At 58.9% G+C, this 24585-nt stretch carries 24 protein-coding genes; 16 read left to right on the top strand and 8 right to left on the bottom strand.

Annotated features, from left to right (window positions below; translation table 11 throughout):
• Positions 1 to 130: 130 nt before the first annotated feature.
• The 7 genes from LG327_RS11835 (at position 131) to LG327_RS11805 (ending at position 6743) form a co-directional block, all read left to right on the top strand.
• Positions 131 to 772, top strand: a complete 642-nt coding sequence (locus LG327_RS11835; RefSeq protein WP_404362038.1) for a pseudouridine synthase — start codon at positions 131 to 133, stop codon at positions 770 to 772.
• Complete coding sequence (locus LG327_RS11830) at positions 769 to 1227, top strand: NUDIX hydrolase (protein WP_404362036.1); 459 nt, start codon at positions 769 to 771, stop codon at positions 1225 to 1227. The genes LG327_RS11835 and LG327_RS11830 overlap by 4 nt, the downstream gene beginning before the upstream one ends.
• A gap of 83 nt (positions 1228 to 1310) precedes the next feature.
• Positions 1311 to 2474, top strand: coding sequence for a tRNA 2-thiouridine(34) synthase MnmA (mnmA, locus tag LG327_RS11825; protein WP_404362035.1), 1164 nt, complete (start codon positions 1311 to 1313; stop codon positions 2472 to 2474).
• Positions 2471 to 3112 (top strand): high frequency lysogenization protein HflD, encoded by a 642-nt coding sequence (gene hflD, locus LG327_RS11820; protein WP_404362033.1) that lies wholly within the window; start codon positions 2471 to 2473, stop codon positions 3110 to 3112. The genes mnmA and hflD overlap by 4 nt, the downstream gene beginning before the upstream one ends.
• Positions 3113 to 3175: 63 nt before the next feature.
• Positions 3176 to 4543 (top strand): adenylosuccinate lyase, encoded by a 1368-nt coding sequence (gene purB, locus LG327_RS11815; protein WP_404369387.1) that lies wholly within the window; start codon positions 3176 to 3178, stop codon positions 4541 to 4543.
• Between the two features lie 3 nt (positions 4544 to 4546).
• Positions 4547 to 5698, top strand: coding sequence for a JmjC domain-containing protein (locus LG327_RS11810; protein ID WP_404362031.1), 1152 nt, complete (start codon positions 4547 to 4549; stop codon positions 5696 to 5698).
• Between the two features lie 64 nt (positions 5699 to 5762).
• Complete coding sequence (locus LG327_RS11805; protein ID WP_404362029.1) at positions 5763 to 6743, top strand: GNAT family N-acetyltransferase; 981 nt, start codon at positions 5763 to 5765, stop codon at positions 6741 to 6743.
• Here the strand turns inward: LG327_RS11805 and LG327_RS11800 are convergent.
• Positions 6732 to 7742: a LysR family transcriptional regulator gene (locus tag LG327_RS11800; protein WP_404362027.1), complete on the bottom strand. Its 1011-nt coding sequence runs from the start codon at positions 7740 to 7742 to the stop codon at positions 6732 to 6734. The genes LG327_RS11805 and LG327_RS11800 overlap by 12 nt on opposite strands.
• 240 nt (positions 7743 to 7982) lie before the next feature.
• Between LG327_RS11800 and LG327_RS11795 the strand changes: the two genes are divergently transcribed.
• Together LG327_RS11795 and LG327_RS11790 are read left to right on the top strand one after the other, a co-directional pair.
• Positions 7983 to 8756 (top strand): hypothetical protein, encoded by a 774-nt coding sequence (locus LG327_RS11795; RefSeq protein ID WP_404362025.1) that lies wholly within the window; start codon positions 7983 to 7985, stop codon positions 8754 to 8756.
• Between the two features lie 81 nt (positions 8757 to 8837).
• The gene (locus LG327_RS11790) at positions 8838 to 11183 is read left to right on the top strand and encodes an ATP-binding protein (RefSeq protein WP_404362023.1); all 2346 of its coding nucleotides are present in this window, start codon (positions 8838 to 8840) and stop codon (positions 11181 to 11183) included.
• On the opposite strand, the gene LG327_RS11785 is transcribed toward LG327_RS11790, so the two are convergent.
• Positions 11158 to 11610 carry a MarR family winged helix-turn-helix transcriptional regulator gene (locus LG327_RS11785; RefSeq protein ID WP_404362021.1) on the bottom strand — a complete coding sequence of 151 codons (453 nt, stop codon included), beginning with the start codon at positions 11608 to 11610 and terminating at the stop codon, positions 11158 to 11160. The genes LG327_RS11790 and LG327_RS11785 overlap by 26 nt on opposite strands.
• Before the next feature lie 3 nt (positions 11611 to 11613).
• Positions 11614 to 12099 (bottom strand): glutathione peroxidase, encoded by a 486-nt coding sequence (locus tag LG327_RS11780; protein ID WP_404362019.1) that lies wholly within the window; start codon positions 12097 to 12099, stop codon positions 11614 to 11616.
• Positions 12100 to 12326: 227 nt separating this feature from the next.
• Between LG327_RS11780 and LG327_RS11775 the strand changes: the two genes are divergently transcribed.
• From LG327_RS11775 to LG327_RS11760, 4 genes are all read left to right on the top strand, one after another.
• Positions 12327 to 13541 carry a pyridoxal phosphate-dependent aminotransferase gene (locus LG327_RS11775; RefSeq protein ID WP_404362017.1) on the top strand — a complete coding sequence of 405 codons (1215 nt, stop codon included), beginning with the start codon at positions 12327 to 12329 and terminating at the stop codon, positions 13539 to 13541.
• 12 nt (positions 13542 to 13553) lie between these two features.
• A complete protein-coding gene (locus LG327_RS11770) occupies positions 13554 to 14021 on the top strand; it encodes a hypothetical protein (RefSeq protein ID WP_404362015.1) in 468 nt (155 codons plus the stop codon).
• Between the two features lie 99 nt (positions 14022 to 14120).
• Positions 14121 to 15005, top strand: a complete 885-nt coding sequence (gene htpX / locus LG327_RS11765; protein ID WP_404362013.1) for a protease HtpX — start codon at positions 14121 to 14123, stop codon at positions 15003 to 15005.
• Between the two features lie 172 nt (positions 15006 to 15177).
• A complete protein-coding gene (locus LG327_RS11760) occupies positions 15178 to 15363 on the top strand; it encodes a PA1571 family protein (protein WP_404362011.1) in 186 nt (61 codons plus the stop codon).
• A 55-nt stretch (positions 15364 to 15418) separates the two neighbouring features.
• Here the strand turns inward: LG327_RS11760 and pdxB are convergent, their stop codons facing one another.
• Genes pdxB through LG327_RS11745 form a run of 3 tightly spaced genes read right to left on the bottom strand, consistent with a single transcriptional unit; the run spans position 15419 to position 18495 of the window.
• A complete protein-coding gene (gene pdxB, locus LG327_RS11755; protein WP_404362009.1) occupies positions 15419 to 16567 on the bottom strand; it encodes a 4-phosphoerythronate dehydrogenase PdxB in 1149 nt (382 codons plus the stop codon).
• A gap of 16 nt (positions 16568 to 16583) precedes the next feature.
• Positions 16584 to 17927, bottom strand: coding sequence for a DEAD/DEAH box helicase (locus LG327_RS11750; RefSeq protein ID WP_404362007.1), 1344 nt, complete (start codon positions 17925 to 17927; stop codon positions 16584 to 16586).
• A gap of 16 nt (positions 17928 to 17943) precedes the next feature.
• Entirely contained in the window at positions 17944 to 18495 is a 552-nt protein-coding gene (locus LG327_RS11745; protein WP_404362006.1) for an elongation factor P hydroxylase, read from the bottom strand.
• A gap of 254 nt (positions 18496 to 18749) precedes the next feature.
• Here LG327_RS11745 and dsbD point away from each other — a divergent pair, with 254 nt between their 5' ends.
• On the top strand, positions 18750 to 20585 hold the full coding sequence (dsbD, locus tag LG327_RS11740; RefSeq protein WP_404369384.1) for a protein-disulfide reductase DsbD: 1836 nt from the start codon (positions 18750 to 18752) through the stop codon (positions 20583 to 20585).
• Between the two features lie 68 nt (positions 20586 to 20653).
• On the opposite strand, the gene tusA is transcribed toward dsbD, so the two are convergent.
• The gene (gene tusA / locus LG327_RS11735) at positions 20654 to 20893 is read right to left on the bottom strand and encodes a sulfurtransferase TusA (protein ID WP_404362004.1); all 240 of its coding nucleotides are present in this window, start codon (positions 20891 to 20893) and stop codon (positions 20654 to 20656) included.
• 154 nt (positions 20894 to 21047) lie between these two features.
• Between tusA and LG327_RS11730 the strand changes: the two genes are divergently transcribed.
• Positions 21048 to 21332 (top strand): antibiotic biosynthesis monooxygenase family protein, encoded by a 285-nt coding sequence (locus LG327_RS11730; protein ID WP_404369381.1) that lies wholly within the window; start codon positions 21048 to 21050, stop codon positions 21330 to 21332.
• Here the strand turns inward: LG327_RS11730 and rlmM are convergent, their stop codons facing one another.
• Positions 21333 to 22409, bottom strand: coding sequence for a 23S rRNA (cytidine(2498)-2'-O)-methyltransferase RlmM (rlmM, locus tag LG327_RS11725; RefSeq protein ID WP_404362002.1), 1077 nt, complete (start codon positions 22407 to 22409; stop codon positions 21333 to 21335). It lies immediately after the preceding gene.
• Positions 22410 to 22502: 93 nt separating this feature from the next.
• Between rlmM and LG327_RS11720 the strand changes: the two genes are divergently transcribed.
• A complete protein-coding gene (locus LG327_RS11720) occupies positions 22503 to 24437 on the top strand; it encodes a diguanylate cyclase (protein WP_404362000.1) in 1935 nt (644 codons plus the stop codon).
• Positions 24438 to 24585: the final 148 nt, after the last annotated feature.

Here is a 24585-nt window from a genome sequence, read left to right as displayed (position 1 = left end):
CCCCGGCTGCCCTGCAGACCAGAGGCTCCATAGTGAACCGGCTGTTTTTTTAATAGTATTGACGGCGACCACCCATTGCGCAACAGCCCTGCGGTTCTAATCCACACACCACCCCGGAGCCTGCCTGACCATGGCCACCCTGGTTTTGCTCAACAAACCCTTCAACGTGCTCTGTCAGTTTACCGACCGGGAGGGCCGCGCCACCCTCGGGAACTTCGTTCCGCTGGAAGGCGTGTATCCGGCTGGCCGGCTGGACTATGATTCCGAGGGTCTGGTCCTGCTGACAGATGAAGGCCAGCTACAGCACAGAATCGCCTCACCTGAGCACAAAATGTCAAAAACCTACTGGGTTCAGGTAGAAGGCGAGATATCAGACGAGGCGCTGGACAGACTCGAAAAGGGCGTAGAGCTCAAGGACGGCATGACGCTGCCGGCAGCAGCCTGCTCCATCCCGGCGCCGGAGATCTGGCCACGAAATCCGCCGGTCCGTGAGCGCAAGTCCATACCCACAAGCTGGCTTCAGCTCATCATCACTGAGGGCAGAAACCGTCAGGTAAGGCGCATGACTGCGGCGGTAGGCTTTCCTACCCTGCGGCTGATTCGCTATGGTATCGGGGAGTGGACACTGGATAACCTTGCGCCGGGTGCATGGCGCAGCCTCGAATTGCACCTGCCCCGGGAAAAACCCGGAAAACCACGTACCAGGCGGACAGGATCGACAGCCGCAGGCAGACCTGGCAGCGCTCACGGCGGAAAAGGGAGACGAAGATGACATGGACACCACACGTTACAGCGGCTGTGGTTATTGAGGATGGCCAGGGCAGATTTCTGCTGGTGGAAGAGGTCAGTGGCGGCAAGGTGGTTTTGAACCAGCCGGCAGGCCACGTGGAAGAAGGCGAATCCATTCTGACGGCAGCCTGCCGGGAGACGCTGGAGGAAACCGGCTGGCGGGTCGACCTGGATTACCTGCTGGGAGTCTACACCTTCGTGGCACCCGCCAATGGCGTTACCTATTACCGTTTCTGCTTTGCGGCCCGCGCCCTTGAGAAGCTCACCGATCAGCTGGACACAGAAATTATCACGACCCACTGGCTGACCCCTGAAGAAGTCCGGGACAGGCGCGACTCCCTGCGGAGCCCGCTGGTTCTCGAGTGCATAGAGGATTACCGAAAAGGCCGCCGCTACCCGCTTGATGTTCTGGTCGAGCAGCAGGCACGGAACGACTGAAAGTGATAAACTCCGGCACCTGCCGGGAATTTCCCGGCGTTCGTGTCGAAACGACTGGGCAAACCCGCTAATCTGGCTTCAAGATGATCAAACCCCATTCCCAGACCCGCGTCATTGTTGGCATGTCCGGTGGCGTTGACTCCTCCGTCGCAGCCTGGCTGCTGAAAGCGGAAGGCTACGCGGTGGAAGGCCTGTTCATGAAGAACTGGGACGAAGACGACGGCACCGAATACTGCACCGCCATGACCGATCTGGCGGATGCTCAGGCCGTGGCGGACCGCATGGGCATTACCCTGCATACTGCCAGCTTTGCGGCAGAATACTGGGATCGGGTTTTCGAGCATTTCATTTCCGAATACAGGGCCGGCCGCACGCCAAACCCGGACATCCTCTGCAACAAAGAGGTCAAATTCCGGGCTTTTCTGGACTACGCCGTCACCCTGGGCGCTGATTACATCGCCACCGGGCATTATGCCCGCCAGCGCCCCCTCAATGACGGCTCGGGCCGGGCTGAGTTGCTCAAGGGTCTGGATCCAAACAAGGACCAGAGCTATTTCCTGCATGCCGTCTCTGGTGAGAGAATCGCTCGCACCCTGTTTCCGGTTGGCGAAATCGAAAAACCCGTGGTGCGCCGGATTGCCGCCGACCAGGGATTCGTAACCCACGACAAAAAGGATTCCACCGGTATCTGTTTTATCGGTGAGCGCAAATTCCGGGACTTCCTGAAACAGTATATCCCCGCCCAGCCAGGCAACATTGAGACCCCGGATGGCCGCATCATCGGTCGCCACCAGGGGCTGATGTACCATACCATCGGGCAGCGCCAGGGGCTTGGCATTGGCGGCCTGAGCGAATTCGGCGATGAGCCCTGGTATGTGGCAGAAAAAGACCTCACCCGCAACGTCCTGATTGCGGTTCAGGGGAAACAGCATCCGCTTCTGTTCTCCCGGGGACTGACCACCGGGCCGGCTGACTGGATTGCCGGTGAGCCGCCCGCTGGGTCCTTCCGCTGCAAGGCCAAGACCCGTTACCGTCAGCCGGATCAGCCCTGCGAAGTGACGGTCTGCACCACAGGGCTGCACGTTGTCTTTGACGAGCCCCAGCGGGCAGTAACCCCCGGTCAGTCGCTGGTGCTATACCTGGACGACCTCTGCCTTGGCGGCGGCGTGATCGAACAGACCTGGCGCGACGGCGAAGCCGCGCCGGCTCTGGCAACAGCCACTGAAACCGCAGGCAGTCCCTCTTGAGCCGATCTCTCCATGACCAGACCCTCGCCCTTGCCGGGGTATTCCAGGCCGCGACCCTTGTCCAGCAGGTGGCGCATCAGGGCCAGTGTGCCGAATCCTCCCTGGAAACCAGTGTGCGCTCGCTTTTCGCCACCGAGCCGGATTCCACGCTGGCAGTCTATGGCGACCTGAAGGATCTCCGGGAGGGACTTGCCGCCCTGGTGAGCGTACTGAGCGAGCAGAGCCGGCGGGAGGATGTGGACATTCTCCGTTATGGCCTCAATCTGATCCAGCTGGAAGCCAGACTCAAGAGTCAGCCGGACATGCTGGACGTCATTTCCAGCCGTATCGAACAGGCCCGCCACACGGCCCGCCATTTTGGCTATACCCACGGCAACCTGATCAAAAACCTCGCGTCCATTTACACCGACACCATCAGCACCTTCAAGCTGCGAATCCAGGTCTCCGGTGATCCCAACAAACTCCAGATGGAAGACAATGCTGCCAGGGTCCGCGCCCTGCTGCTGGCGGGCATCCGTTCAGCTGTACTCTGGCGTCAGACCGGTGGCCGCCGCTGGCACCTGATCTTCTTCCGCAAGAGAATTGTCGCCAAGGCCCGGGAACTGGCTGAACAGGCGAATCAATCGGTTTATCACTGAATCCGGCGTGTGTGTGATGTAAACTACCGCACCTTCGACAGCTACGATTTTGAGAGGTTTTTGATGGAACTCACCGCCCTGACTGCCATTTCCCCGGTCGACGGCCGCTACGGCGACAAGGTCCGCCTCCTGCGGGAAATATTCAGCGAATACGGCCTGATCAGAAACCGGGTAACCGTCGAGATCCGCTGGCTGCAGAAGCTTGCCGCTCACCCCGGGATTGCGGAAGTGCCGGAGTTCTCCAGCGCCGCCACCAGTGTGCTGGATAAGATCGTCAGTGGTTTCAGCCTGGCGGATGCAGAAGCCATCAAGGCCATCGAGCGTACTACCAATCACGACGTAAAAGCGGTCGAGTATTTCATCAAGGAAAAGATTGCCAGCACCCCGGAATTGCACGCAGTCACCGAGTTTGTCCACTTTGCCTGCACGTCGGAGGACATCAACAACCTGTCCCATGCCCTGATGCTTCATGAAGGCTTGCACCAGGGTTTGCTGCCTGTGATGGACCGACTGGCGGACAGACTCGCGGAACTGGCTCACGAGCACGCAGATCAGCCAATGCTGGCCCGCACACACGGCCAGACGGCCTCCCCGACCACGGTTGGCAAAGAGCTGGCGAATGTGGTGCATCGGCTGCGGCGGCAGATGCGCAAAATCGGCCGTTCCGAGCTGATGGGCAAGATCAACGGCGCGGTAGGCAACTACAATGCCCATATCTCGGCCTACCCTTCTGTCGACTGGGAAAGGAACGCGAAAGATTTCGTGGAAGGCCTGGGACTGATCTGGAATCCCTACACCACCCAGATTGAGCCCCATGACTACATTGCGGAGCTCTATGACAGCCTCGCTCTGTTCAACACCGTCCTGATCGACCTGAACCGGGATATCTGGGGCTATATTTCACTGGGCTATTTCAAACAGAAGACGGTGGAAGGCGAAGTGGGCTCCTCCACCATGCCCCACAAAGTCAATCCCATCGACTTCGAGAACTCCGAGGGCAACCTGGGCATCGCCAATGCCCTGTTCAACCACCTTTCCAGCAAACTGCCGATCTCGCGCTGGCAGAGGGATCTCACCGATTCCACCGCGTTGCGCAATCTCGGGGTTGGTTTTGCTCACAGCATGATCGCCTACGAGGCGACGCTCAAGGGTCTGGGCAAGCTGGAAATCAACGCGGCGCGCCTTAATGAAGACCTGGTTCACGCCTGGGAAGTGCTGGCGGAGCCCATCCAGACCGTCATGCGGCGCTACGGCATCGAAAAGCCCTATGAAAAACTCAAGGAGCTTACCCGCGGCAAGACCATGACACCGGAACTCATCCATTCATTTGTCTCTTCCCTCGATATACCGGATGCCGCAAAAGAAGAGCTGATGGCGCTGACCCCTGCCACTTATACCGGCAACGCCGCCGCCCAGGCCAGGGCGATCTGAGCAATGAAGCTTCCGGGGGGCATGGCAGCCGATGAGTTTCTGCGCAATTACTGGCAGAAAAAGCCACTGGTGATACGACAGGCTTTTCCAGGCATGGGCAGCCCGGTCAGCGCCGACGAACTGGCGGGGCTGGCCTGTGAAGAGGCCGTGGAATCCCGCATCGTGATTGAAAACGACAAGGGCAAGCCCTGGCAGCTCTACAATGGGCCTTTTGATCCTGAGCGTTTCAGCCAGCTACCGGAAAGCCACTGGACCCTTCTGGTGCAGGGGCTGGATCACTGGGTGCCCGACGTGGCAGACCTTCTGGAACACTTCCGCTTCGTGCCCAACTGGCGGCTGGATGACATCATGGCCAGCTATGCCCCCATCGGGGGCAGCGTGGGTCCGCACTTTGACCAGTACGATGTGTTTCTGCTTCAGGCCCAGGGGCACCGACGCTGGACTTTCGGCGGTCAGTGCGATGAGACAGCCTCCCGTGTCGAGGGTACGCCGCTGCGCATACTGTCTGACTGGCAGGGGGCAGAAACCGTCACCCTGGCGCCCGGCGACATGCTCTACCTTCCCCCTGGCATTGGCCATCACGGCGTGGCCGAGGATGACTGCATTACCCTGTCCGTGGGTTTCAGGGCGCCGACAATTGACGATCTTCTGACCGGCTTCTCGGACTATCTCTGCAACCAGCCCGATGCCGGAGCCCACCTTTCGGACCCGGATCTTCAGTGCCCCGACAACCCGGGTGCGATATCCACCGATGTCATTCTGCGTCTGCAGGAACTGATCGCACGCCGGATGACGGACCCTCGCCAGATTGCTCTCTGGTTCGGCCAGTTTTCCACGGCTCCGAAAAATCCCGACATGATTGTGCCCGCCGAACCCGCGTTGACGGCGGATGAAACCCGGGAACAGCTGGCCGGAGGCGCTGCTCTGCGCTGGAACGAAGGTTCACGTTTTGCCTATCATGAGTTTGACGATGAGACTGCCCTGTTTGTTGACGGCGAGCAGTTCATCCTTCGGGGCGAAGCCCGGGCACTGGGCCCGTTGCTCTGCCGGGGCAACCGGACACAAGGTTCCGCCATCGCCGGCTTTGCGCAGGACCCCGCGCTGGGCGGGCTGATCAACACTCTGATCAATCAGGGTCACCTGTACCTTGAATAACCGGCAGGATGACTAAAGGTTACGTCAACGACCGCTGCGGGAGCAGGAAGGAGGGTCAGCGAGAATGAAACCAGGCACCGGCGTCCCGGCCATTCGCAGATACAGCTGGCAGAACGCCCCCGGGGCTGTCCGTGATATCCGCCAGAAAGTCTTTGTCGAAGAACAGCAGGTTCCAGTTGCACTTGAGTGGGATGATACGGACGCCATCGCCGACCACTACCTGACGACCACCGACGGCGACAGGCCCATCGCCGTGGCGCGGCTCTATCCTTCTGTTACGGAAACCGCCCAGATCGGCCGTATGGCGGTGTTGCCTGAATACCGGGGCCAGGGATACGGACGGCAACTCCTCCGGCACATGGTGGCAGACGCTGCCGGAGATTTTGAAGACATCTACCTCTCCGCCCAGGAGCAGGCCATCCGGTTTTACGAGCAGTCCGGTTTCCACGTCTGCTCCTCCCCCTATGACGACGCAGGCATCCCCCATGTGGATATGCGGTGTCTCGCGCCGGCCATGGTGGCCGGACAACTGGAACACAAAGCCTGGCCGATGATTTACGGCAGGGACCCGGAAGCCTGGTTCTGTGAAGATGAGCGAAGCCTGAGGGACCTGACCGATTCGGTGGCGGGCCAGGCACGGCAGCGACTCTGGCTGTATGACCGGCTGCTGAGCCATGACCTTTACGACCGGTTTCGTCTGCGGGAGATACTGTCAGCCATTGCCAGACGCCATCGTCTGAGTGATGTGCGGCTGCTTGTTCACGATGACGGACCACTGGTCAAGCGCCGACACCAGCTCGTTGAGCTGATGCGCCGGCTGCCCAGCAGTATGGAACTGCGGCTGATCAGCCCGGATCACCCGCGGGAAGAACAGCCCTTCATGATCGCCGACCGGGAGGCCCTGGTATACCGGCACAGGTTCGACAAACCGGAGGGGTTTGCAAAATTTGCCGCGCCAGGTCACGTGAGGCGTTTGCAGCAGGGCTTCCAGCGCATGTGGGATGCCGCCAGCCCTTCCCCGGAGCTGCGGCAACTACCGCTCTGACGAAAGCCTTCCCGGCATCCCGGAGGCTTCAAACTGTGTGCCAAAGGGCGCAAACTCCTGGTCTACCTCCTCGGCCACTTCGACGACCAGCCGCCTGAGCCACTGGTGGTCCGCGTTATGCTGCAGCAGCGGGCTCCATGCCATTTTGAGCTCGAAAGGCGGAATGTCAAAAGGCGGAACCTTGACCACCAGGCCCGGATTGTCCTTTTGCAGCCAGGCAGCACGACTGGGAAGCGTGGCGATGAGATCATGCTGCTCGGCGAGCAGCATCGCTACCTGATAGTGCCGGGTAAATACTGAAATCTGACGTTTTCGTCCCATACGCGAGAGAGCCTCGTCCACCCAGCCCAGGCGCTGAACATCCTTTGGATTGACGCCCACGCCAACGCCAAAGCCCGTTTTGCTCACCCAGATGTGACTGGCGCCCAGATAGGTTTCCAGGGTAAAGGGATCACGCAGGATAGGATTGCGGGCGTTCATCAGACAGGCAAAATACTCGGTCCAGAGGGTTTTCTGGTGAAATGACTGGGGAATCTTGTCGAAACGGTTGATGGCCATGTCCAGCCTGCCCTGCTCCACGTCGAGGAAACTGACATCGCTGGGAGTGAGCACATCCAGGGTAACCTGGGGCGCTTCCTGACGGATGCGCCTCAGCACCCTGGGCATCAGGCACGACTCGGCGTAATCGCTGGCCATGATGCGGAACACTCTCTGGCTTTCGAATGCGGAAAAGGGCGTTTTTTGCTGCACCGCCTGCTCTATATCCGACAGGATGCGTCTCACCAGCGGTTGCAGCTCGGAGGCACGCTCTGTCGGCGTCATTCCCTCGCTGGTTCTTACCAGCAGAGGGTCGCCGAAAAGGTCCCTCAGGCGCCGCAGGCCATTGCTCATGGCTGGCTGGGTGATGCCCATGTGGGTGGCAGCTTTGGTGACGTTTTTTTCCCGCAGAAGAACGTCGAGATAGACCAGCAGATTAAGGTCAACCCGTGAAATGTCCATGCCCTGATATCCGCCCTGGTTATTGATGTTCTGAATGCAGGGGACTCTATCAATAAAGGAAAATTATGGAAAGATTCCGACAGCAACAGCTGCGCCCCGGGAATGGCAGACATTTGCAAACCTTAACACTGTAAAGCCGGCTAACAGGGTGTTTTTCTGCTAGTCTTCCGGATACTTGCGGGCCTTCCCCTGGGCCTGGATCAACTGCTTCCATCCATAGCCGAGGTAGCTTCAAGCAGCATGGATACCACGACAATCATCATCTTTTTAGCGCTTATCGTAGCTGTCTCCATTGGGATAATCGTCATCAGCCAGATGCGCGAGCGGGCCAGGATTGAGCGGGTGCGGAGGATCACTGCGCTTGAAGACGCATACAACCGTGCGCACCGGCTGCTTGATGAAATTCCGGACCAGTACCTCACCCGGGAGCTCAAGTTGCTGCTTGCCGGCCGGATCGAGGAAATCTGCCGGGAGCTTGAGAGCCTGCGGGCAGACCTGCCGGTGAGTAAATGGCGCGCCGACGCCAGGGCGCTGAAACAGCAGGTGATCGATGGAACCGATGAAAACGTGCCCACAAAAATCGATTCCCCGGAAAAGTCAGCTTACGTCAAGGAGCTGTTGCAGAACCTGTTCAAGATGATTGAAGCCCTCCAGAAGAGCGGCCGGATCGATAGTGCCACCGCGAAGAAAAATCTCAAACATGTTCTGTTTCTGATTCACAAGACGCACGCTGACATGCACGTGTACCAGGCGCGGGAACACATCCGGCAGAACGAAATCCGCAAGGCCATCCATGCCTATCATCTGGCCAGCACGGAACTGGGTAAATCGCAGGACAATCCCATGGCTGTCAAAGCGGTCAAAAGCTTCCGTACCCGCATAAAGGAGCTTGAGCACTCCCTTGCTAACGGCGAAAAAGCCGGAACCGATGAAAAGCAGAGCCGGCTCGACAGGGAATGGGACAATTTCCTGCATGAGGACGACTGGAAAAAGAAAAAAAACGATTACGAATGAGCGGTCGCAGATTTCGCAGCAAGCAGCGGAATTGTCTGGCAGCAGGAGAGCCACGCCACAACGACAGGGATGTAACAGGTCGTGAACACACCATTTCGTAAACGTCTCTCTTTCCGGCTGACCCGGAACACGGTGCTCCTTGCCATGCTTCTGGGGCTGGCGCTGAATGTCATTCAGGTGACCCTGGATTATTTCAACGCCCGCGAAGCAATGGACCAGGACATCCGGGCGCTGATGCAGATTACCCACAGCCCGGCCTCGCAGATTGCCTACAACATCGACGCCCGTCTTGCAGAGGAACTGCTTGCCGGACTTCTGAAACACCCTGCCATCATTGATGCTCGCATCGTAGACCCGGATGGCCGGATTCTGGCCGCGGCCAGTCAGAAGACCAACCCGTCGAACTACCGCTGGCTCAGCGACATGCTTTTCGGAGCCGCGCGGTTCTACTCCGACAGCCTTCGTGTACCACAACTGGCAGAGATTCCCCTGGGGGAGCTTGCCATAACGATTGACACTTATCATTACGGAAGCAACTTCCTCACTCGTGCCGGCTACACCATCCTGAGCGGTTTCCTGAAAAGCCTGGTGCTCTCGTTTGCCCTTCTTGTCGTGTTTTACCTGGTTCTCACCCGGCCCATTTTCCGGGTCATTGACGGCTTACGGGAGGTTTCGCCGGAGACTCCGGAGCATGCTCGACTGCCGATACCTGCCACTCATGATCAGGATGAGATAGGCCTGATGGTTCAGATCATAAACCGCCATCTGGACACCCTTGGCGCCACCCTGGAGAGCCTGCGGCTGGCAGAAAGTCAACTGAAGGACTATTCAGGCAAGCTGGAACGCAAGGTGGAAGACCGCACCCGGGAAATTCTCGACAAGAACCAGGCTCTCCAGCGGGGCAACCGGGCCCTGATCCGGGCGAAAGAGGATGCTGTGCGGCGGGCCAGATCCAGGGCCAATTTTCTTGCCAGTATGAGTCACGAAATCCGAACGCCACTGAACGGCGTGCTGGGCATGCTGGAACTGACGCTCGATGGCGAACTGGAGCCCTCCCAGAGAAACCGTCTGGAGATTGCCCTGAATGCCGGCCAGAGCCTGCTGGGCCTGCTCAATGACATCCTCGACATATCCAAGGTTGAGGCGGGCAAACTGAACCTTGAAGCCATCCCCTTCGACCTGCGGGCGCTGATTGAGGAATGCGCCACCCTGCATGCCCAGCAGGCCAGGCGAGAGGACATCGACGTGGTCGCGGACATAGATCCGGCACTGCCGGAAAGATTCGTTGGTGATCCCACCCGCACCCGGCAGATACTCAACAATCTGCTGGGCAATGCCATGAAATTCACCAACGCCGGAGAGGTCCGTATTGAGGCCCGCCTGGCCGGCAACGAGGTGAAACTGAGGGTGAGGGACACCGGCATCGGCATGTCCCCGGAGAGCCTGAGGCGTATTTTTTCACCCTTTTCACAGGGGGACACAGATACAACCCGTCGCTATGGCGGCACCGGCCTTGGCCTGACCCTGTGCCGGCAACTGGTGGAACGAATGCACGGCCAGATTCAGGTAGAGTCACAGGAAAAACAGGGCACCCAGTTTACGGTGATTCTGCCACTGCCCGTTGATCTGGAAGTTGCACCGGAGAGGGAAAGGCTTCCCGGTGAACTTCTCAGGCATGGCGTCTGCCTCATGCTGGCCCCTGACCACAATCACCGCCGGCCCCTGGCGCAGCAGCTGCAGGCCTGGGGCATAAAGATGCACAATGCCGGGGAGGCTGGGTGTGCGCCGCGAAATCCGGCCGGGGCCCTTCTGATGATACTTGATCCCGCGGATCCGGATGCCCGGGCTGCGGCACTCCAATGGCCGCCGGACAGGGTGATCGCCCTGGAAGGATCAAGCCTGGACGCGCCCGAGAGTGACTGGCGGCGGCTGGCGCTACCCCTGCGCAGGGACCAGCTGCGGATGACTCTGCGCCAGGCCCTGGGAGAGCAACCTGAACAGCCGGCGTCGCTGCCGGCACCTGGTCCCGCCGGGACAGAGCAGTCCGGCGCGCGCCTGCTGCTGGTGGAGGACAACCGGGTCAATCAGATTGTCGCCAGCGGCATCCTCCGCAAGCTGGGCTACAGTGTTGATCTCGCGGAAAATGGTGAGCGGGCGCTGGACGCACTGAGCAGGAACCATTACGACGCCGTGCTGATGGACTGCCAGATGCCAGTCATGGATGGCTTCGAAGCTGCAAGGCGGATCCGGAACAACCCGGTCTGGCGGAACCTGCCGATTATTGCCGTCACTGCCAACGTCATGCAGGGAGACCGGGAGGACTGTCTCGCAGCGGGCATGGATGACTATATTACCAAGCCCTACGCCAAACAGGACCTTCGGGATACCATCGAGCGCTGGATTACCCGGCCTCCTCAAGACGACTGAGAAGAGCCCGGAGCTCGTCCCGGAGAGCGGCAACCCGGCCCGGTTCAAGGCCGCTGTCACACAGCAGGCGCCCCGGCACAGCCAGCGCGCGCTCACGAAGATCCGAGCCCCGGGCCGTCAGTGCAAGCGTCACCACCCGTTCATCCTGCGAGCTGCGGCTCCTCTTCAGGAAGCCGCGCTCCTCAAGACGCTTCAGCAAGGGTGTAAGGGTGCCTGAATCAAGCCTGAGGCGAACGCCGAGATCCGAAACCCGCAGAGCGCTTTTCCCGTCCTCTCTTTCCCACATCACCAGCATTACCAGGTATTGAGGATAGGTCAGCCCCAGCTCCGCCAGCAGCGGCCGGTAACGGGCAGTAACCGCACGGTTGGCAGCGTACAGGGCGAAACAGACCTGATTGTCGAGGGCCAGGAGGTCAGAGTCGGCCATGGCTCAGAGTATCTTCTCGATGTCAGCACGGATGGATTCGGGCTTTGCAGTGGGCGGATAGCGCCTGATTACCTCGCCTTCCCGGCTGACCAGGAACTTGGTGAAGTTCCATTTGACCTTTTCCGAGCCCAGCAGGCCCTTCGCCCGGGCCTTCAGGAAGCTGTACAGCGGATGGGTGTCGGGTCCATTTACCTCAATCTTGCTGAACATGGGGAAATCGACACCATAGTTGAGGCTGCAGAACTGGCTGATTTTGTCATCGTCTGCCGGGTCCTGGTTCATGAACTGATTGCAGGGAAAACCCAGAACTTCGAAGCCCTTGTCCCCAAGCTCGGTACGGAGTGTCTGAAGCCCCTCAAACTGTGGCGTGAAACCGCACTTGCTGGCGGTATTCACGATCAGCAGTGCCTTGCCTTTGTAGTCCTCAAGTTTACGGGCCGTGCCGTCAATGCCCCGGACTTCAATGTCGTATAGCGATTCCGCTGTCATGCTGCTCTCCTTTTTAATTTCCAGCAATTATATTGTGCACAATTTGAATCTGCAACTGCCTGTTGCGGATGCACCCTCCACCTGCCATGGGTTCTATCTTTCACCGGTAAATTGCTGCCTTCGATGCCATTTTTGATCACTATTCATCATCATTGGGCTGTCACCACCGCCCCGGGCTCCGCTAGAATAGGCCCTTCATCCTTACTTCATTCAGGAAGTTGCAGTTTATGAAGAACTACAAGAAGTCCGCCAAGCTGGACAATGTCTGCTATGAAATACGCGGCGTGGTTCTGCGTGAAGCGAGGCGCCTGGAAGAAGAAGGCCACCGGGTGCTCAAGCTGAATATTGGCAACCCGGCTGCGTTCGAGCTGGACGTACCGGAAGAAATCCAGCAGGACGTGATCTACAACATGCACTCAGCCCAGGGCTATGTAGAGTCCAAGGGCCTGTTTTCCGCCCGCAAGGCCGTGATGCACTACTGTCAGCAGCGTGGCATCGACAAGGTGGACATCGACGACATCTATCTCGGCAACGGCGTCAGCGAGATGATCGTGATGTCCATGCAGGCCCTGCTCAACACCGGCGACGAAGTCCTGATCCCGGCTCCCGACTATCCCCTGTGGACAGCTGCCGTCACCCTTTCCAGTGGCAAACCCGTGCATTACCGCTGCGACGAGCAGCAGGAGTGGTTTCCGGACATTGACGATATCAAAAGCAAAATCACTCCCCGCACCCGCGCCATCGTTCTGATCAACCCGAACAACCCGACGGGGGCCGTCTACCCGAAAGAGCTGCTGGAGCAGGTGATCGAGCTGGCCCGCCAGCACAACCTGATCATTCTGTCGGATGAGATCTACGACAAGATTCTTTACGATGGCGTTGAGCATGTATCCACCGCCTCGCTTGCGGACGACGTGCTGTTTTTTACCTTCAACGGCCTGTCCAAGAACTATCGCGCTGCCGGTTACCGTTCCGGCTGGATGATTATCAGTGGCGCCAAGCACAAGGCGCGGGATCTGGTTGAAGGCATCGACATGCTGGCTTCCATGCGGCTGTGTGCCAATGTTCCCGCCCAGCTGGCCATCCAGACCGCCCTGGGGGGCTATCAGTCCATCAAGGATCTGGTAGCCCCGGGCGGGCGGCTGTATGAACAGCGGGAAACGGCCTGGTCGCTGCTCAACGATATCCCCGGGGTGAGCTGCGTGAAGCCCAAAGGGGCGCTCTATCTTTTCCCCCACCTGGACCCGAAACGCTTCCCCATCCAGAACGATGAGAAGCTGGTGCTTGACCTGCTGGTACAGGAGAAGATTCTTCTGGTCCAGGGCTCGGCGTTCAACATTGATGACAAACAGCACCTGAGGGTGGTCTTTCTGCCCAGGGAAGACGCGCTGGAAGACGCCGTTAAACGCCTGGCACACTTCCTTTCAACCTATCAGCAGTAAACAGGCAGCCAGATGGCGGACATTCATGTCGAAGAGTTTTACAGAGACGTTGCCATAGCCCTGACGCAGCTTTACGGGGCCTTTCCACGCAGGGTAAACCTGTTTGTGGAGGATATCGCCGGGCCGGATGAGCCGGATGAGTTCGGTCTTCACAGCCGTCGCCACATGGCCTGTTTCGGCGCCCTGCTCTGGCTCGCCGAAGAAGGGCTGCTGCGTTTTGTCGATACCATCCATCAGGACGCGCTGGATCAGGCCGTTCTGACTCAGGCTGCTTTTATTCGCCTGAGTTCCCCCGCCAGTGAGGCCCTTACCGCCAGCGTGGCTCCTGGTGCCCTCAGGTCCGCTGCCGAAGCGCCACCATCCGTGAAGGAGGACTTTTCCACCCACATCCACCTGTTCCGCGAAACCATTCGCAGTGGCAGCTCCAGCCGTATCAGCGAAGTGGTACGTGCCACCTTTTTCAGCGACAGCCGCAGCTGACCGGCCCCATTAAATTGCCGTTAACTGCTTGAAGCCATGTTATTCCGGCCCAAGATTCCCCGTAAAATGACTGCGCCCATTTAACGGAAGGACTGCCTCATGCGCATTCTGTTGTTTCTTGCAACCAACCTCGCCGTCATCCTGGTGGCTGGCATCACACTCCAGCTCCTTGGAGTGGACAGCTATCTGGCTCAGGGCGGCATACAGTATCAATCGCTGCTGATTTTTGCCGCCGTTTTCGGCTTTGCCGGCTCCCTTGTGTCGCTGCTGATTTCCAAGCCCATAGCAAAATGGAGCACCAAGGCAAAGGTCATCGAAAGCCCGCGCACTGCATCTGAACGCTGGCTGGTCGATACCGTGAGGGAGCTGTCCAGAAAGGCCAATATCGGCATGCCCGATGTCGCCATTTTTCCTGCGACCCAGTCCAACGCTTTCGCCACCGGCTGGAACCGGAACAGTGCTCTGGTCGCCGTCAGTGAGGGCATGCTGCAGCGCTTCAACAAGGATGAAATACGGGCGGTTCTGGGCCACGAAATCGGTCACGTGGCAAATGGTGACATGGTCACACTGGCTCTGATTCAGGGGGTGGTTAACACCTTCGTGATCTTCGCCTCACGGATCATTGGCTCGATTGTCGACCGGGCCGTCTTCAAAAATGAAAGCGGCCACGGTCCGGGCTTTTTCGTTGTCAGTATTGTGGCCCAGATTGTACTCGGTATTCTGGCCAGCACTATCGTGTTCTGGTTCTCCCGGCGGCGGGAGTTCCGGGCCGACATCGCCGGGGCCGAGCTTGGCGGTAAAGCCGCCATGATCAGTGCCCTCAACCGGCTTAAGCGGGAGAGCGGGATTCCAGACCAGATGCCCGACAGCCTTGAAGCCTTTGCGATCAATCAGGGCGCGCGCCACGGCATCCGCGCCATGTTCATGACCCACCCGCCTCTGGAGCGCCGCATCGCCGCTCTCGAGGCGGCTTCCATCCCGTAATCTCCCTGCCCGGATCGCCTCCATCCTGTCCCAAAGTGGAATTGTGGTCTGGTATCCAACCATTTACAGTGAATTATCGACGGCAGGGAAACGCCGTCATATTTCCGACACAGTCGGAATGTAGCCTTGGGATAGTTCAGGGAAAACAGCAAGCAATAGCTGAGAGAAACCCATGAGAGAGGAAGTGAAAGTGATGCTGCAACGTGAACAGAGTAACGAGCCTTCAATGAACGGCGCTGCGATTGTACTTTCGGATGGCCGCGAGGTGCCGATTACAGACACCATGGTGCGGAAATCCCTGGAGTCTCTGGCAGAGTCCAGCTCCAGTCGGGAAGGCCGCTGTCACCGGACCGCCTGAAGCTTGCCTGTGCGGCAGTGCCGCCCATGCTTCCCGTGCTGAAGTGTTTCCTGTCCTAGAGTTTGAGCTTGAAGCCCAGTGCCCGGAACTGATCCTGCAGTGAACGGCGGGCGCCTTTGAGCTGAATCTTGACACTGGAGAACTCGCGCCTTACCGGGTAATCCCGGCGGAGCCGGTCAAATGCCCTGCCCCGCTCGCCAGGAGCCAGGGCCATCTGACGACGCAGACGGGCGTCGTCCCGTCTGGGGTCGTAACAGGCACGTATTGCGATATCCGCCGCTTCCCTCGCATGGGCGGAACGGGTGAATGCAAGTTTCCCCAGCGGAGGCTCGGGCATGAACTGCCCGGACTGCTTTCTGGCCGGCAGCCCCAGAAACAGCGAGAGGGCCTGATAGATCATCTCCGTCCCCTGGACCTTGCCTTCAAGGCTGTAACCGGCGATATGGGGCGTGGCCAGCCAGACCTGGTTCAGCAGATCGAGGTTGATTTCCGGTTCGTTTTCCCAGACATCCAGAGCAACTGTGGGCGCGTCGCTGGCATTCAGCCTGTCTGCGAGGGCGCTTTCGTCGATAACCCCTCCGCGACTGGTGTTAACCAGCAACTGCCTTGAGGTCAGACCCGCGAGCCGGCGGCCGTCAATCAGGTGTCGCGTGGGATGGCTGCCGGTATGGGTTAGCGGGGTGTGGAGTGTGATGACGTCACAGGAAAGCACTTCTTCCAGGGAGCTGAAGTCTTCCGATGCCTCATTTTCTTCCCGCAAGGGGTCACTCGCGCGAACGGTGATGCCGAGACGGTCAAGCTTTTGCCAGAGAGCACCACCAACATTTCCCGCTCCCACAATGCCGACACTGAGATTCGTCCAGTCCTGCAGATCCAGACGCTCCGCATGCAGAGACAGGACGCTCAACAGATATTCCACAACACTGTTGGCGTTGGAGCCAGGCGCTGAAGCAAAGGTGATGCCCTGCTCTTTCAGCCAGTCTACGTCGATGTGGTCGGTGCCGATGGTGGCAGTTCCAACGAATTTGACCCTGCTGCCACTCAGCAGGGCTTCGTCGACCCGGGTAACCGAGCGCACCAGAAGAATGTCGGCATCCTTTACGTCCGCTGCTGTCAGCCGGCGGCCCGGCAGCCGCCTCACGGTCCCTGTATCTTCAAAGAAAGAGTCAACAAGGGGGATGTTTTCATCGGCTACAATCAGCATGTCTGACTCCTTGCGCTCAGGTTCTGCGCGGACGCTGATTGCGCGACGGTGCCGGGCGCCGGTTGCCGCCCCGTCGGCGGGCGATGGGAGGCTTCTCCAGCGGCGTCATCAGCTCTGTTTCGGGGACTGAGGATGTCAGCTTCTGGCCAATGTAGGATTCGATGGCGGGCAGTGAAAAGGCGTCATCTTCACTGGCGAAGCTGACGGATATTCCATGCTGGCCAGCGCGACCCGTCCGGCCGATCCGGTGGACGTAATCCTCGGCACTGTCCGGCAGGTTGTAGTTGAATACGTGGCTCACCCCTTCAACATGGATGCCCCGGCCCGCCACATCTGTTGCTACCAGAACCTTGATATCGCCCTGCTTGAACTGATCCAGGGTCTTCAGACGCTTGTTCTGGGGGATCTCACCAGACATAAGAGCTGAGGTAATGCCCTGGTTCCGCAGATCCTCATCCAGATCCCGGCACTGGTCCCGCCGGTTGGCGAACACGATCGCCTTCTCGACGTTCCTGAGCTTCAGGTAATTGACCAGCACTGTCAGCTTTTCTTCCTGGCCAACAAAATAGACGGTCTGTTTGACCCGCTCGGCGGTTTTCTGCTCCGGCTCGATCTCCACGAATTCCGCACCCCGGGTCCACATGGAGGCCAGATTCAGCACATCCTGATTGAATGTGGCGCTGAACAGCAGTGTCTGCCGGTCCTCTTTGGGGGTGCATTTGCGGATGATCCGCTTGACGTCGGGAATGAAGCCCATGTCCAGCATGCGGTCCGCCTCATCCAGAATAAGCAGATCCAGCTGGTCAAGAAACACATCCTGGGAGCCCAGGAAATCGATAAGCCGACCGGGAGTCGCCACGAGGATGTCGACCACCTCATTCTGAAGCTGGTCCCGCTGTTTGTCGTAATTCATGCCGCCGACCACGGTCACCACGTTGTGGCCGGTATAGCCGCAAAGCTCCTCCGCGTCTTTGGCGATCTGCATGGCCAGTTCCCGGGTGGGTGCCAGCGCGAGCACCCGTGGCTCGGAGGCGAAGCGATCACCTGCCGGAATCGGATGCTCGAGCATGCGCTGGATGGCGCTGATCAGAAACGCGGCGGTCTTTCCGGTTCCGGTCTGGGCCTGACCGATCAGATCCTTGCCTGCCAGAGTGTACGGCAGGGTTTCCGCCTGAATGGGAGTGCAGAATTCAAATCCCATGTCGGCAATTGCATGAGCGAGCCGCTCATCCAGGTTCAGTTCTGTAAACCGGGTAAGGGTTTCCGAAACCGGAACCTGCGGGCGCTGGGCCGAGGAGGCAGATTCAGTAGTATCGGAAGAAGCCTGTCTGTGCTCGGGAGTTTCCGTCATCGATGTCATAAACGGTCTGTTTACCTTATTGCTCTGTTGATGACAGGCACTCCTGGTTCCACGCGTCGCGGAACAGCCCCTGCCGGCCGTAAAATGTCAAAAGCGCCTGGTGAACACTGGCAGCCCTTACCGGCAGGCCCTCCCGAAGGTAAGTGCCTGCCTGAATCCTCACATTTCGCCGGAAGGCGGCCTCATCCCCGCAGCCACTGCCGGTCAGGTTGTCGAGACTGATGTGAAAGCGGAAGCCGGCAGCAACCGAAAACAGCCATTCCAGCGCCTGGGGCCGCACTTCCACCTGCTCAAATGCTTTCTGCTGCTCTGCATTACGGCCATCCGGGCAATACCAGTAACCATAATCATGAAGGGTACGGCGGTACTTGCCGGCAATGCACCAGTGACTGATTTCATGCAGCGCACTGGCGTAATATCCATGTGCGAAAATGATCCGGGCGGGATTCCCGGGCGCGGTGGCAGGAATGTATTCCGGCTCTTCGCCGCCTCTGACCAGTATGGTTCGGTGACTTGACCGAAAAAGGTCGTTAAACAGCATGACAAGATCATCTGAATGGTGTTTCATGCGACCGCTATTGTGCGACTTTAAGCCCTTCAATGCCAGTGGGAACTTTATTTCTGATAACCTGTCCATCACCCTGTCGACCAATGCTGGAAAGACTTTCCGGAGGGGCCATAATAGCTCTGTAACCCCGGCTTTGCGAAGACCGTTTTCCGGACCGGCCCGATCTGATTTCTGACAGAATTCCTCACCAGGATGGAGCCATGCCACTGATGCCCAAGCCCTGCTATGTTTTGCCGGCAATACAGAGGGCAATCATGCCGCAAACGGTCCTGCAACTGCTCCTGCTGGCCGCGCTCCTGTTGCCCGCCGCGGCTTTCTCCCAGGGATCCCTGTTCGGCAGTAACAACTCTGAATTCCTGCCCGTCGACGAAGCCCTTCCCTTCAGCCATTCCACCACCAGAGAAGGCGTTATCCTGTCCTGGGCAATCGCCCCCGAACACTACCTTTATCGGGAGCGGGTCAGCATCGAGGCCAAAACTCCAGGGGTCGAAGTAGGCGAGCCAGTCTTTTCCTACGAGGGGACAGAGACGCAAGACGAGTATTTCGGCCAGGTGACGGTGTTTTTTGAGCCTGTCGAGGCCCGGGTTCCGGTCCGGATGCCAGAGGGCATGACCGAAGCAGAACTTGCGGTCACTTACCAGGGCTGCGCCAAGGCGGGGCTCTGCTATCCGCCCCAGACCCGGGACATGCTCTACTACCCGGGGGATGGCGCCAGCAGCTCCCCCGCCGGAACCGCGGTGCAAGCTTCTGCAGGTGCCGGCGCCAAACTTGATACCAGTTCGGCCAGTGGCCTGGCGGGATTTCTCGCAGAGCAATCCCTGTGGTTTGTAGCTCTAATTTTTCTGGCGCTGGGACTGGGGCTTACCTTCACGCCCTGCGTTCTGCCCATGGTGCCTATCATTTCCTCTCTGGTGTCCAGCCGCAATACCCAGACCACCACCCACGCTCTGCTCCTGGCTATCAGTTACGTGCTGGGCATGGCGCTCACCTACGCCGCAGCTGGTGTCCTTACAGGATTGCTCGGCGCCAGCTTCAATCTGCAGGCACAACTTCAGTCGCCCCTGGTGCTGGGCGTATTTGCCGGACTCTTCGTGTTCTTTGCCCTGGCGATGTTCAATGTGTACGACCTTCAGATGCCAGCCTTTATCAGGGACAGGCTCAACAGTGCGAGCGACAGACTGAGCGGCGGGCGAATGGCCAGCGTTTTCGGCATTGGCGCCGTGTCTGCCCTGATTGTATCCCCATGTGTGTCAGCACCCCTGGCGGGCAGCCTTCTTTACATCAGCACAACCCAGGATGCAGTTGCCGGGGGCATTGCACTCTTTGCCCTGGGAATTGGCATGGGTGTGCCACTCATCCTTGTCGCCGTCGGAGGGCGCACTCTGCTGCCGACCACCGGGCCCTGGATGAACGTGGTCAAGGGTTTTTACGGGGTCATGCTTCTTGGCGTCGCCATCTGGCTCATTGAACGGATGGTTGCGCCCTGGGTCTCGTTGACCCTGTGGGGCCTGCTGCTGGCTATCACCGGCGTCCAGCTGGGCGCCTTTGATCAGGCTCGCGCCGGCTGGCAGCGGACCTGGAAAGGACTCGGACTGGTATCCTTCGCCTGGGGGCTTGCTCTGCTGGCCGGCGCGCTTTCCGGTGCCACCGACCCCCTTCGCCCCCTGAGCCAGTTTGCCGGCAGCAGTCACGCCCAGGGCACACAGGCGGTGCATGCAGATTTTGAGCGATACGAGGCCCCGGACGATATCCGCCGGGAGCTGTCTGCGGCAGCAGCCCGCAACGAACCGGTGATGCTCGATTTCTATGCCGACTGGTGCATCAGCTGCAAGGTGATGGAGCGAAACGTGTTCAGCGACGCACAGGTTGTTGAGGCTCTGGCCCCTGTCACGCTGCTGCAGATAGACCTGACCGACAACACGCCACAACAGCAGGCACTGCTGGACGAGCTTGGCCTTTTCGGCCCACCCGCAATTCTGTTCTATCGTCCCGATGGTCAGGAGGCCAGGTCACTGCGAGTGCTGGGAGAAATGAACCGGGATGAGTTTCTTGCACACCTGGACGCATCCCGCAGTGTGCTTGCGCTCTGATGTACTGGAAAATAACAGAATAAGCGGACAGGTCTTTTCAAAACCCTCCAGAGCACTCTCCAGGGCACTCACGCCCCCCGCCTGATGAAGTAAACGTACTCCGTTTCCGAATGCTGCTCCGCCAACAGCTCGTGCCCAAGAAACTGGCAGAAGCGGGGCACATCCCGCGTAGTGGACGGGTCCGTCGCCACCACCCGCAACACCGCGCCCTCGGGCACTTCAGCAACCCGGCCATGGAGCATCATGACCGGTTCGGGACAGAACAGGCCGCGGGCATCCAGCTCCAGATCATACTCCGGCTGACTCATGCTTCACCTCCGGTTTCCAGCCATGCCGGACAACCGGGGCAGAACCCCTGTCCAGCGTCGGTATGCGCCTGTCGCAAACGGCATGACCGTGCTAAATTGTTGTTTACGGATATCATTATTGAACGATCTCCCCCAGGACTTGAACGAGGTCATCATGATTCGTGTACTGATTGAGCGTCATATTGCCGAAACACTTGAGTCAGCCTATGAGGAACGCTCCCGGCGAGTTCTGCGCCAGGCCCTTGGTGCGCCCGGTTTCGTGTCGGGCGAGACACTGGTGGATGAATACGACCCCAACCACCGTCTCACTCTCTGTAACTGGCGCTCGATTGCCGACTGGGAACGCTGGTACCACTCATCTGCCCGCAGGCAGCTCATGATGGACCTCAAGCCCATGATGGATCAGGACGAGAAGATTACCGTTCTCAAACACAGCTGATCAGTCCAGCCGCTCCAGGAAGCAGGTAATCTCTTCCCGGTCATGATACAGCTGGCGGGCTCTTAAACGGTAATGGACGCCTTCGGCATCCAGACGCTCCTCAATCAGCAGGCGGCAGGCCAGCCATTCCTCGTAGCGTTTCTTCATCGGCAGTTTGAGATTGAAAATGCTATAGCGGCACAGCCTGTCGGCAAACCAGCCTGCCACCAGCGCTGCTGTTTTCCGGGGCTGATCAACAATATCGCAAACCATCCAGTCCACCGCCCGGCGCGGCCGCCAGCGAAAACCGTCGGCCTTCACATGTTCGACATGGCCAGTGGCCATCAGCTCGGCGTTCATGGGGCCATTGTCCACAGCCATTACAAGCATTCCGTGGCGCACCAGCTGGGATGTCCAGCCTCCCGGCGCAGCACCCAGATCCACTGCTTTCCTTCCGCCGCCAAGTATTTCCAGCTGGCGCTCCTGCGACAGAAAAACTTTCCAGGCCTCGTCGAGCTTCAGGGCGGATCGGCTCGGAGCGTCAGCAGGCAGCCTGAGTCGCGGAATGCCGCCGGGAAACGGCGAGCGATTACCTGCCTCGCTCACGCCGACCACGGCGGCGGTAAAATCCGGAAGGAACACTTCAAGCCGTTTTGCGCCCTCTGACTCCGGCGCCGAGCTCATAAGCCCACTATCCCGCAGTGCCCGGGCAAGCGGCGCCACCCATTTTCGGGCAAAGTTACCCAGGTCCCGATCAACGTTATCGCCAGGTATACGCACTTCCAGCCGACTGCAGTGCGGAAGGTTGATGCCCGGTTCCCGGAGCCCAGCCAGCACAGCTCCAACCCGATCGGACGCTGGCAGATCAATATTCACCAGGCACTCAAACCAGTCCCTTGCGAACACCAGATCCTCAAGACCAAGGCGGCTCATCAGGTCCGCTGGGGTTTCCTCTCCCGAAAGAGAAAACCGGATATATCCATCTCCCGGTCTGGATTGAAAATAACCGAAAATGCCCTGCCACGCGGCAGCATCAGTGAGCTCTCGGCCACACTCGGTTTCAAAGCCGGAACGACAGAACACCATGATCTGATTCATTACTCACCTGCTCAGATTTAAAACTGTTTAACAGCCAGCGCGGAAATCGTGAGCTACACTCCGCTCCTCCCAAAGGACCGACAGAAGATCCAGATGGCTCTATTCCTCCGCAGCAGGGCTCTGCTGTACATGATTCTGCTGACCAGCTTCCTTTCTGGCTTTGCGCACGGCCAGGGTCAGGACAGGCATGGCATCCCGGATGGCGGTGATTGTCAGCCAGCAGGGAATCCCGGTCAATTCGCCCGCGGCCTCCCGGTCACTGATGCCAGTGCGCGCGCCGATCTGCTGGAATATGTCTGTTATTACATCGCCGCACCCGGAACCGCCGGGAGCCGGGCCGATGCACCGGCCGAAATCCGCGGGATTGCGAAATGGCAGCCCGCGGAGGGCCGTGAGCTGGTGTTCAGCAACTCACCGGCCACCTTCTGGTTTACCCTGAATCTTCACAATCCAACTCAAAATGCAGGCGTCTGGTACCTCAAGCTCAGCTATGCACCCCTTGATCACATCACCTTCTGGGTCCGCGGCGAGACTCTCATCCAGAGGCTTGATACCGGAGACCAGACCAATTTTTCCAGCCGGGCGGTAGATTACCGTTATTTTCTCGTTCCCGTCACGCTGGAAGCAGGCCAGAGCATCAATATCACAATGCGTCTGACGAGCTCCGGGGCGATCAATGTGCCCCTGTCACTGGAAGACCCGGCTTCCATGATTGCGCAAAGCAATCACCTGACCCTCACCCATGGGCTGTTTTACGGGGCGCTGCTGATTTTTGCGGTTTTCAACCTGCTGCTCTTCGTCAGCTCCTGGCGCTCTTACTATTTCTACAACAGCTTTTATATGACTTCGATGGGGCTGTTCCTGTTTGCTATGGGGGGGTTCGCTTTTCAGTATTTCTGGCCTTTCAGCCCCTGGCTTGCCAATACATCCATACCACTTTTTGAGGCTCTGGGGACCCTCGCCATGGCGCTATTCGGGCGCTCCTTTCTCGAGATTGATGCCGCACATCGGTGGCTGTCCCGGGGACTGATGGTGATCGCCGGCATCAGCGTCCTTCTGCTGGCCCTGGTGTTTTTGGTGCCCTATAACCTGGCCATTAAAATCAACACCGCTTTTGGCCTGTTCACCATCGCCTTCCTGTTCTTCACGGGCCTGCTGCGCTGGCGCCAGGGGTACGCTCCGGCGAAGTGGTACGTAATGTCCTGGACCCTCATGGTTGCCGGAGCCTGCATATATGCGCTGGCTGCTTTCGGCTACCTCGGCGACTTCATGGCTCAGGAAATACTTATGCAGGCTGCTATTGGCGGCCAGGTTATTCTTCTGAACTACGCCATTGTCCAGCGCTGGCGGCTGCTGAACGAAAAACTTCTGGCCATTGAGCACGATGCAAGACATGACCTGGAGCTCAAGGTTCACGAACGCACCTCCCAGCTCCGCGACACCATGAGGGAGCTTGAGCGGGCGAACATCCAGCTTGCCGAGCTCAGCACCCGGGACAGCCTTACCGGCCTCCATAACAGGCGTTACCTTGACTCTACCCTGACCGAAATGTGCGCCGAAGCGCGCCGAAATGGCTGCCCGGTGGCCATGATTCTGCTGGATGCCGATCATTTCAAAGCAGTCAATGACACCTGGGGACACGCCTTTGGCGATGAGTGTCTGCAGAAAATCGCCGGAGTACTGAGTCGCCATGTGCAGCGCCCGAGGGATATGGCTGCGCGTTATGGAGGAGAAGAGTTCGCTCTGGTGCTGCCAGATACGGATGCCGGTGGCGCAAGCAAGGTAGCCCAGCGAGTTCTCGATGACATGAGCGCAACCGGGATTGTTACCCCGGATGGGAAGGCCATCCATCTGTCCCTTAGCGCGGGGGTAGGTGTTCTCGCCCCGGGGGAGAATCAGCGCCGTCTCTTTGCCCGCGCGGACAAGGCTTTGTACAGGGCCAAGGCCCTGGGACGGAACCGGGTCGAGGTTGCGGTCTCTGAGGAGCAGCAGCCCGCAGACAAGAATGATCCCCATGTTCCATCCTGAAATTCACGCAGATTTAAAAAAGCCTCTATAATGGGAGTTCGCAAAGGCCGCCTTGCTGCTTCCGGTTACCTCTTCAACCGCAGTGGAAACAGCGATTCAAAAGTCCATCAAACCCCGCCATGTTACTGATTTGAGCGGCATCGTCACT

The sequence above is a fragment of the Marinobacter sp. genome (assembly GCF_044799475.1).
Classification (GTDB): Bacteria; Pseudomonadota; Gammaproteobacteria; order Pseudomonadales; family Oleiphilaceae; genus Marinobacter.
The sequence above is the reverse complement of the archived record's forward strand: the minus strand, read 5'-3'. Positions and strand labels throughout refer to the sequence as shown.

Coding starts and splice junctions, on each gene's coding strand:
- tusA (WP_404362004.1), bottom strand. CDS start 20,893: ATGAGTCAGCCGGAGTATGATCTGGAGCTGGATGCCCGCGGCCTGTTC.
- LG327_RS11730 (WP_404369381.1), top strand. CDS start 21,048: ATGATTCGTGTACTGATTGAGCGTCATATTGCCGAAACACTTGAGTCA.
- LG327_RS11770 (WP_404362015.1), top strand. CDS start 13,554: ATGGCGGACATTCATGTCGAAGAGTTTTACAGAGACGTTGCCATAGCC.
- mnmA (WP_404362035.1), top strand. CDS start 1,311: ATGATCAAACCCCATTCCCAGACCCGCGTCATTGTTGGCATGTCCGGT.
- pdxB (WP_404362009.1), bottom strand. CDS start 16,567: ATGCTGATTGTAGCCGATGAAAACATCCCCCTTGTTGACTCTTTCTTT.
- LG327_RS11750 (WP_404362007.1), bottom strand. CDS start 17,927: ATGACATCGATGACGGAAACTCCCGAGCACAGACAGGCTTCTTCCGAT.
- LG327_RS11835 (WP_404362038.1), top strand. CDS start 131: ATGGCCACCCTGGTTTTGCTCAACAAACCCTTCAACGTGCTCTGTCAG.
- LG327_RS11775 (WP_404362017.1), top strand. CDS start 12,327: ATGAAGAACTACAAGAAGTCCGCCAAGCTGGACAATGTCTGCTATGAA.
- LG327_RS11745 (WP_404362006.1), bottom strand. CDS start 18,495: ATGAAACACCATTCAGATGATCTTGTCATGCTGTTTAACGACCTTTTT.
- purB (WP_404369387.1), top strand. CDS start 3,176: ATGGAACTCACCGCCCTGACTGCCATTTCCCCGGTCGACGGCCGCTAC.
- LG327_RS11720 (WP_404362000.1), top strand. CDS start 22,503: ATGGCTCTATTCCTCCGCAGCAGGGCTCTGCTGTACATGATTCTGCTG.
- LG327_RS11810 (WP_404362031.1), top strand. CDS start 4,547: ATGAAGCTTCCGGGGGGCATGGCAGCCGATGAGTTTCTGCGCAATTAC.
- dsbD (WP_404369384.1), top strand. CDS start 18,750: ATGCCGCAAACGGTCCTGCAACTGCTCCTGCTGGCCGCGCTCCTGTTG.
- LG327_RS11805 (WP_404362029.1), top strand. CDS start 5,763: ATGAAACCAGGCACCGGCGTCCCGGCCATTCGCAGATACAGCTGGCAG.
- htpX (WP_404362013.1), top strand. CDS start 14,121: ATGCGCATTCTGTTGTTTCTTGCAACCAACCTCGCCGTCATCCTGGTG.
- LG327_RS11780 (WP_404362019.1), bottom strand. CDS start 12,099: ATGACAGCGGAATCGCTATACGACATTGAAGTCCGGGGCATTGACGGC.
- rlmM (WP_404362002.1), bottom strand. CDS start 22,409: ATGAATCAGATCATGGTGTTCTGTCGTTCCGGCTTTGAAACCGAGTGT.
- LG327_RS11830 (WP_404362036.1), top strand. CDS start 769: ATGACATGGACACCACACGTTACAGCGGCTGTGGTTATTGAGGATGGC.
- LG327_RS11795 (WP_404362025.1), top strand. CDS start 7,983: ATGGATACCACGACAATCATCATCTTTTTAGCGCTTATCGTAGCTGTC.
- LG327_RS11800 (WP_404362027.1), bottom strand. CDS start 7,742: ATGGACATTTCACGGGTTGACCTTAATCTGCTGGTCTATCTCGACGTT.
- LG327_RS11760 (WP_404362011.1), top strand. CDS start 15,178: ATGAGAGAGGAAGTGAAAGTGATGCTGCAACGTGAACAGAGTAACGAG.
- LG327_RS11785 (WP_404362021.1), bottom strand. CDS start 11,610: ATGGCCGACTCTGACCTCCTGGCCCTCGACAATCAGGTCTGTTTCGCC.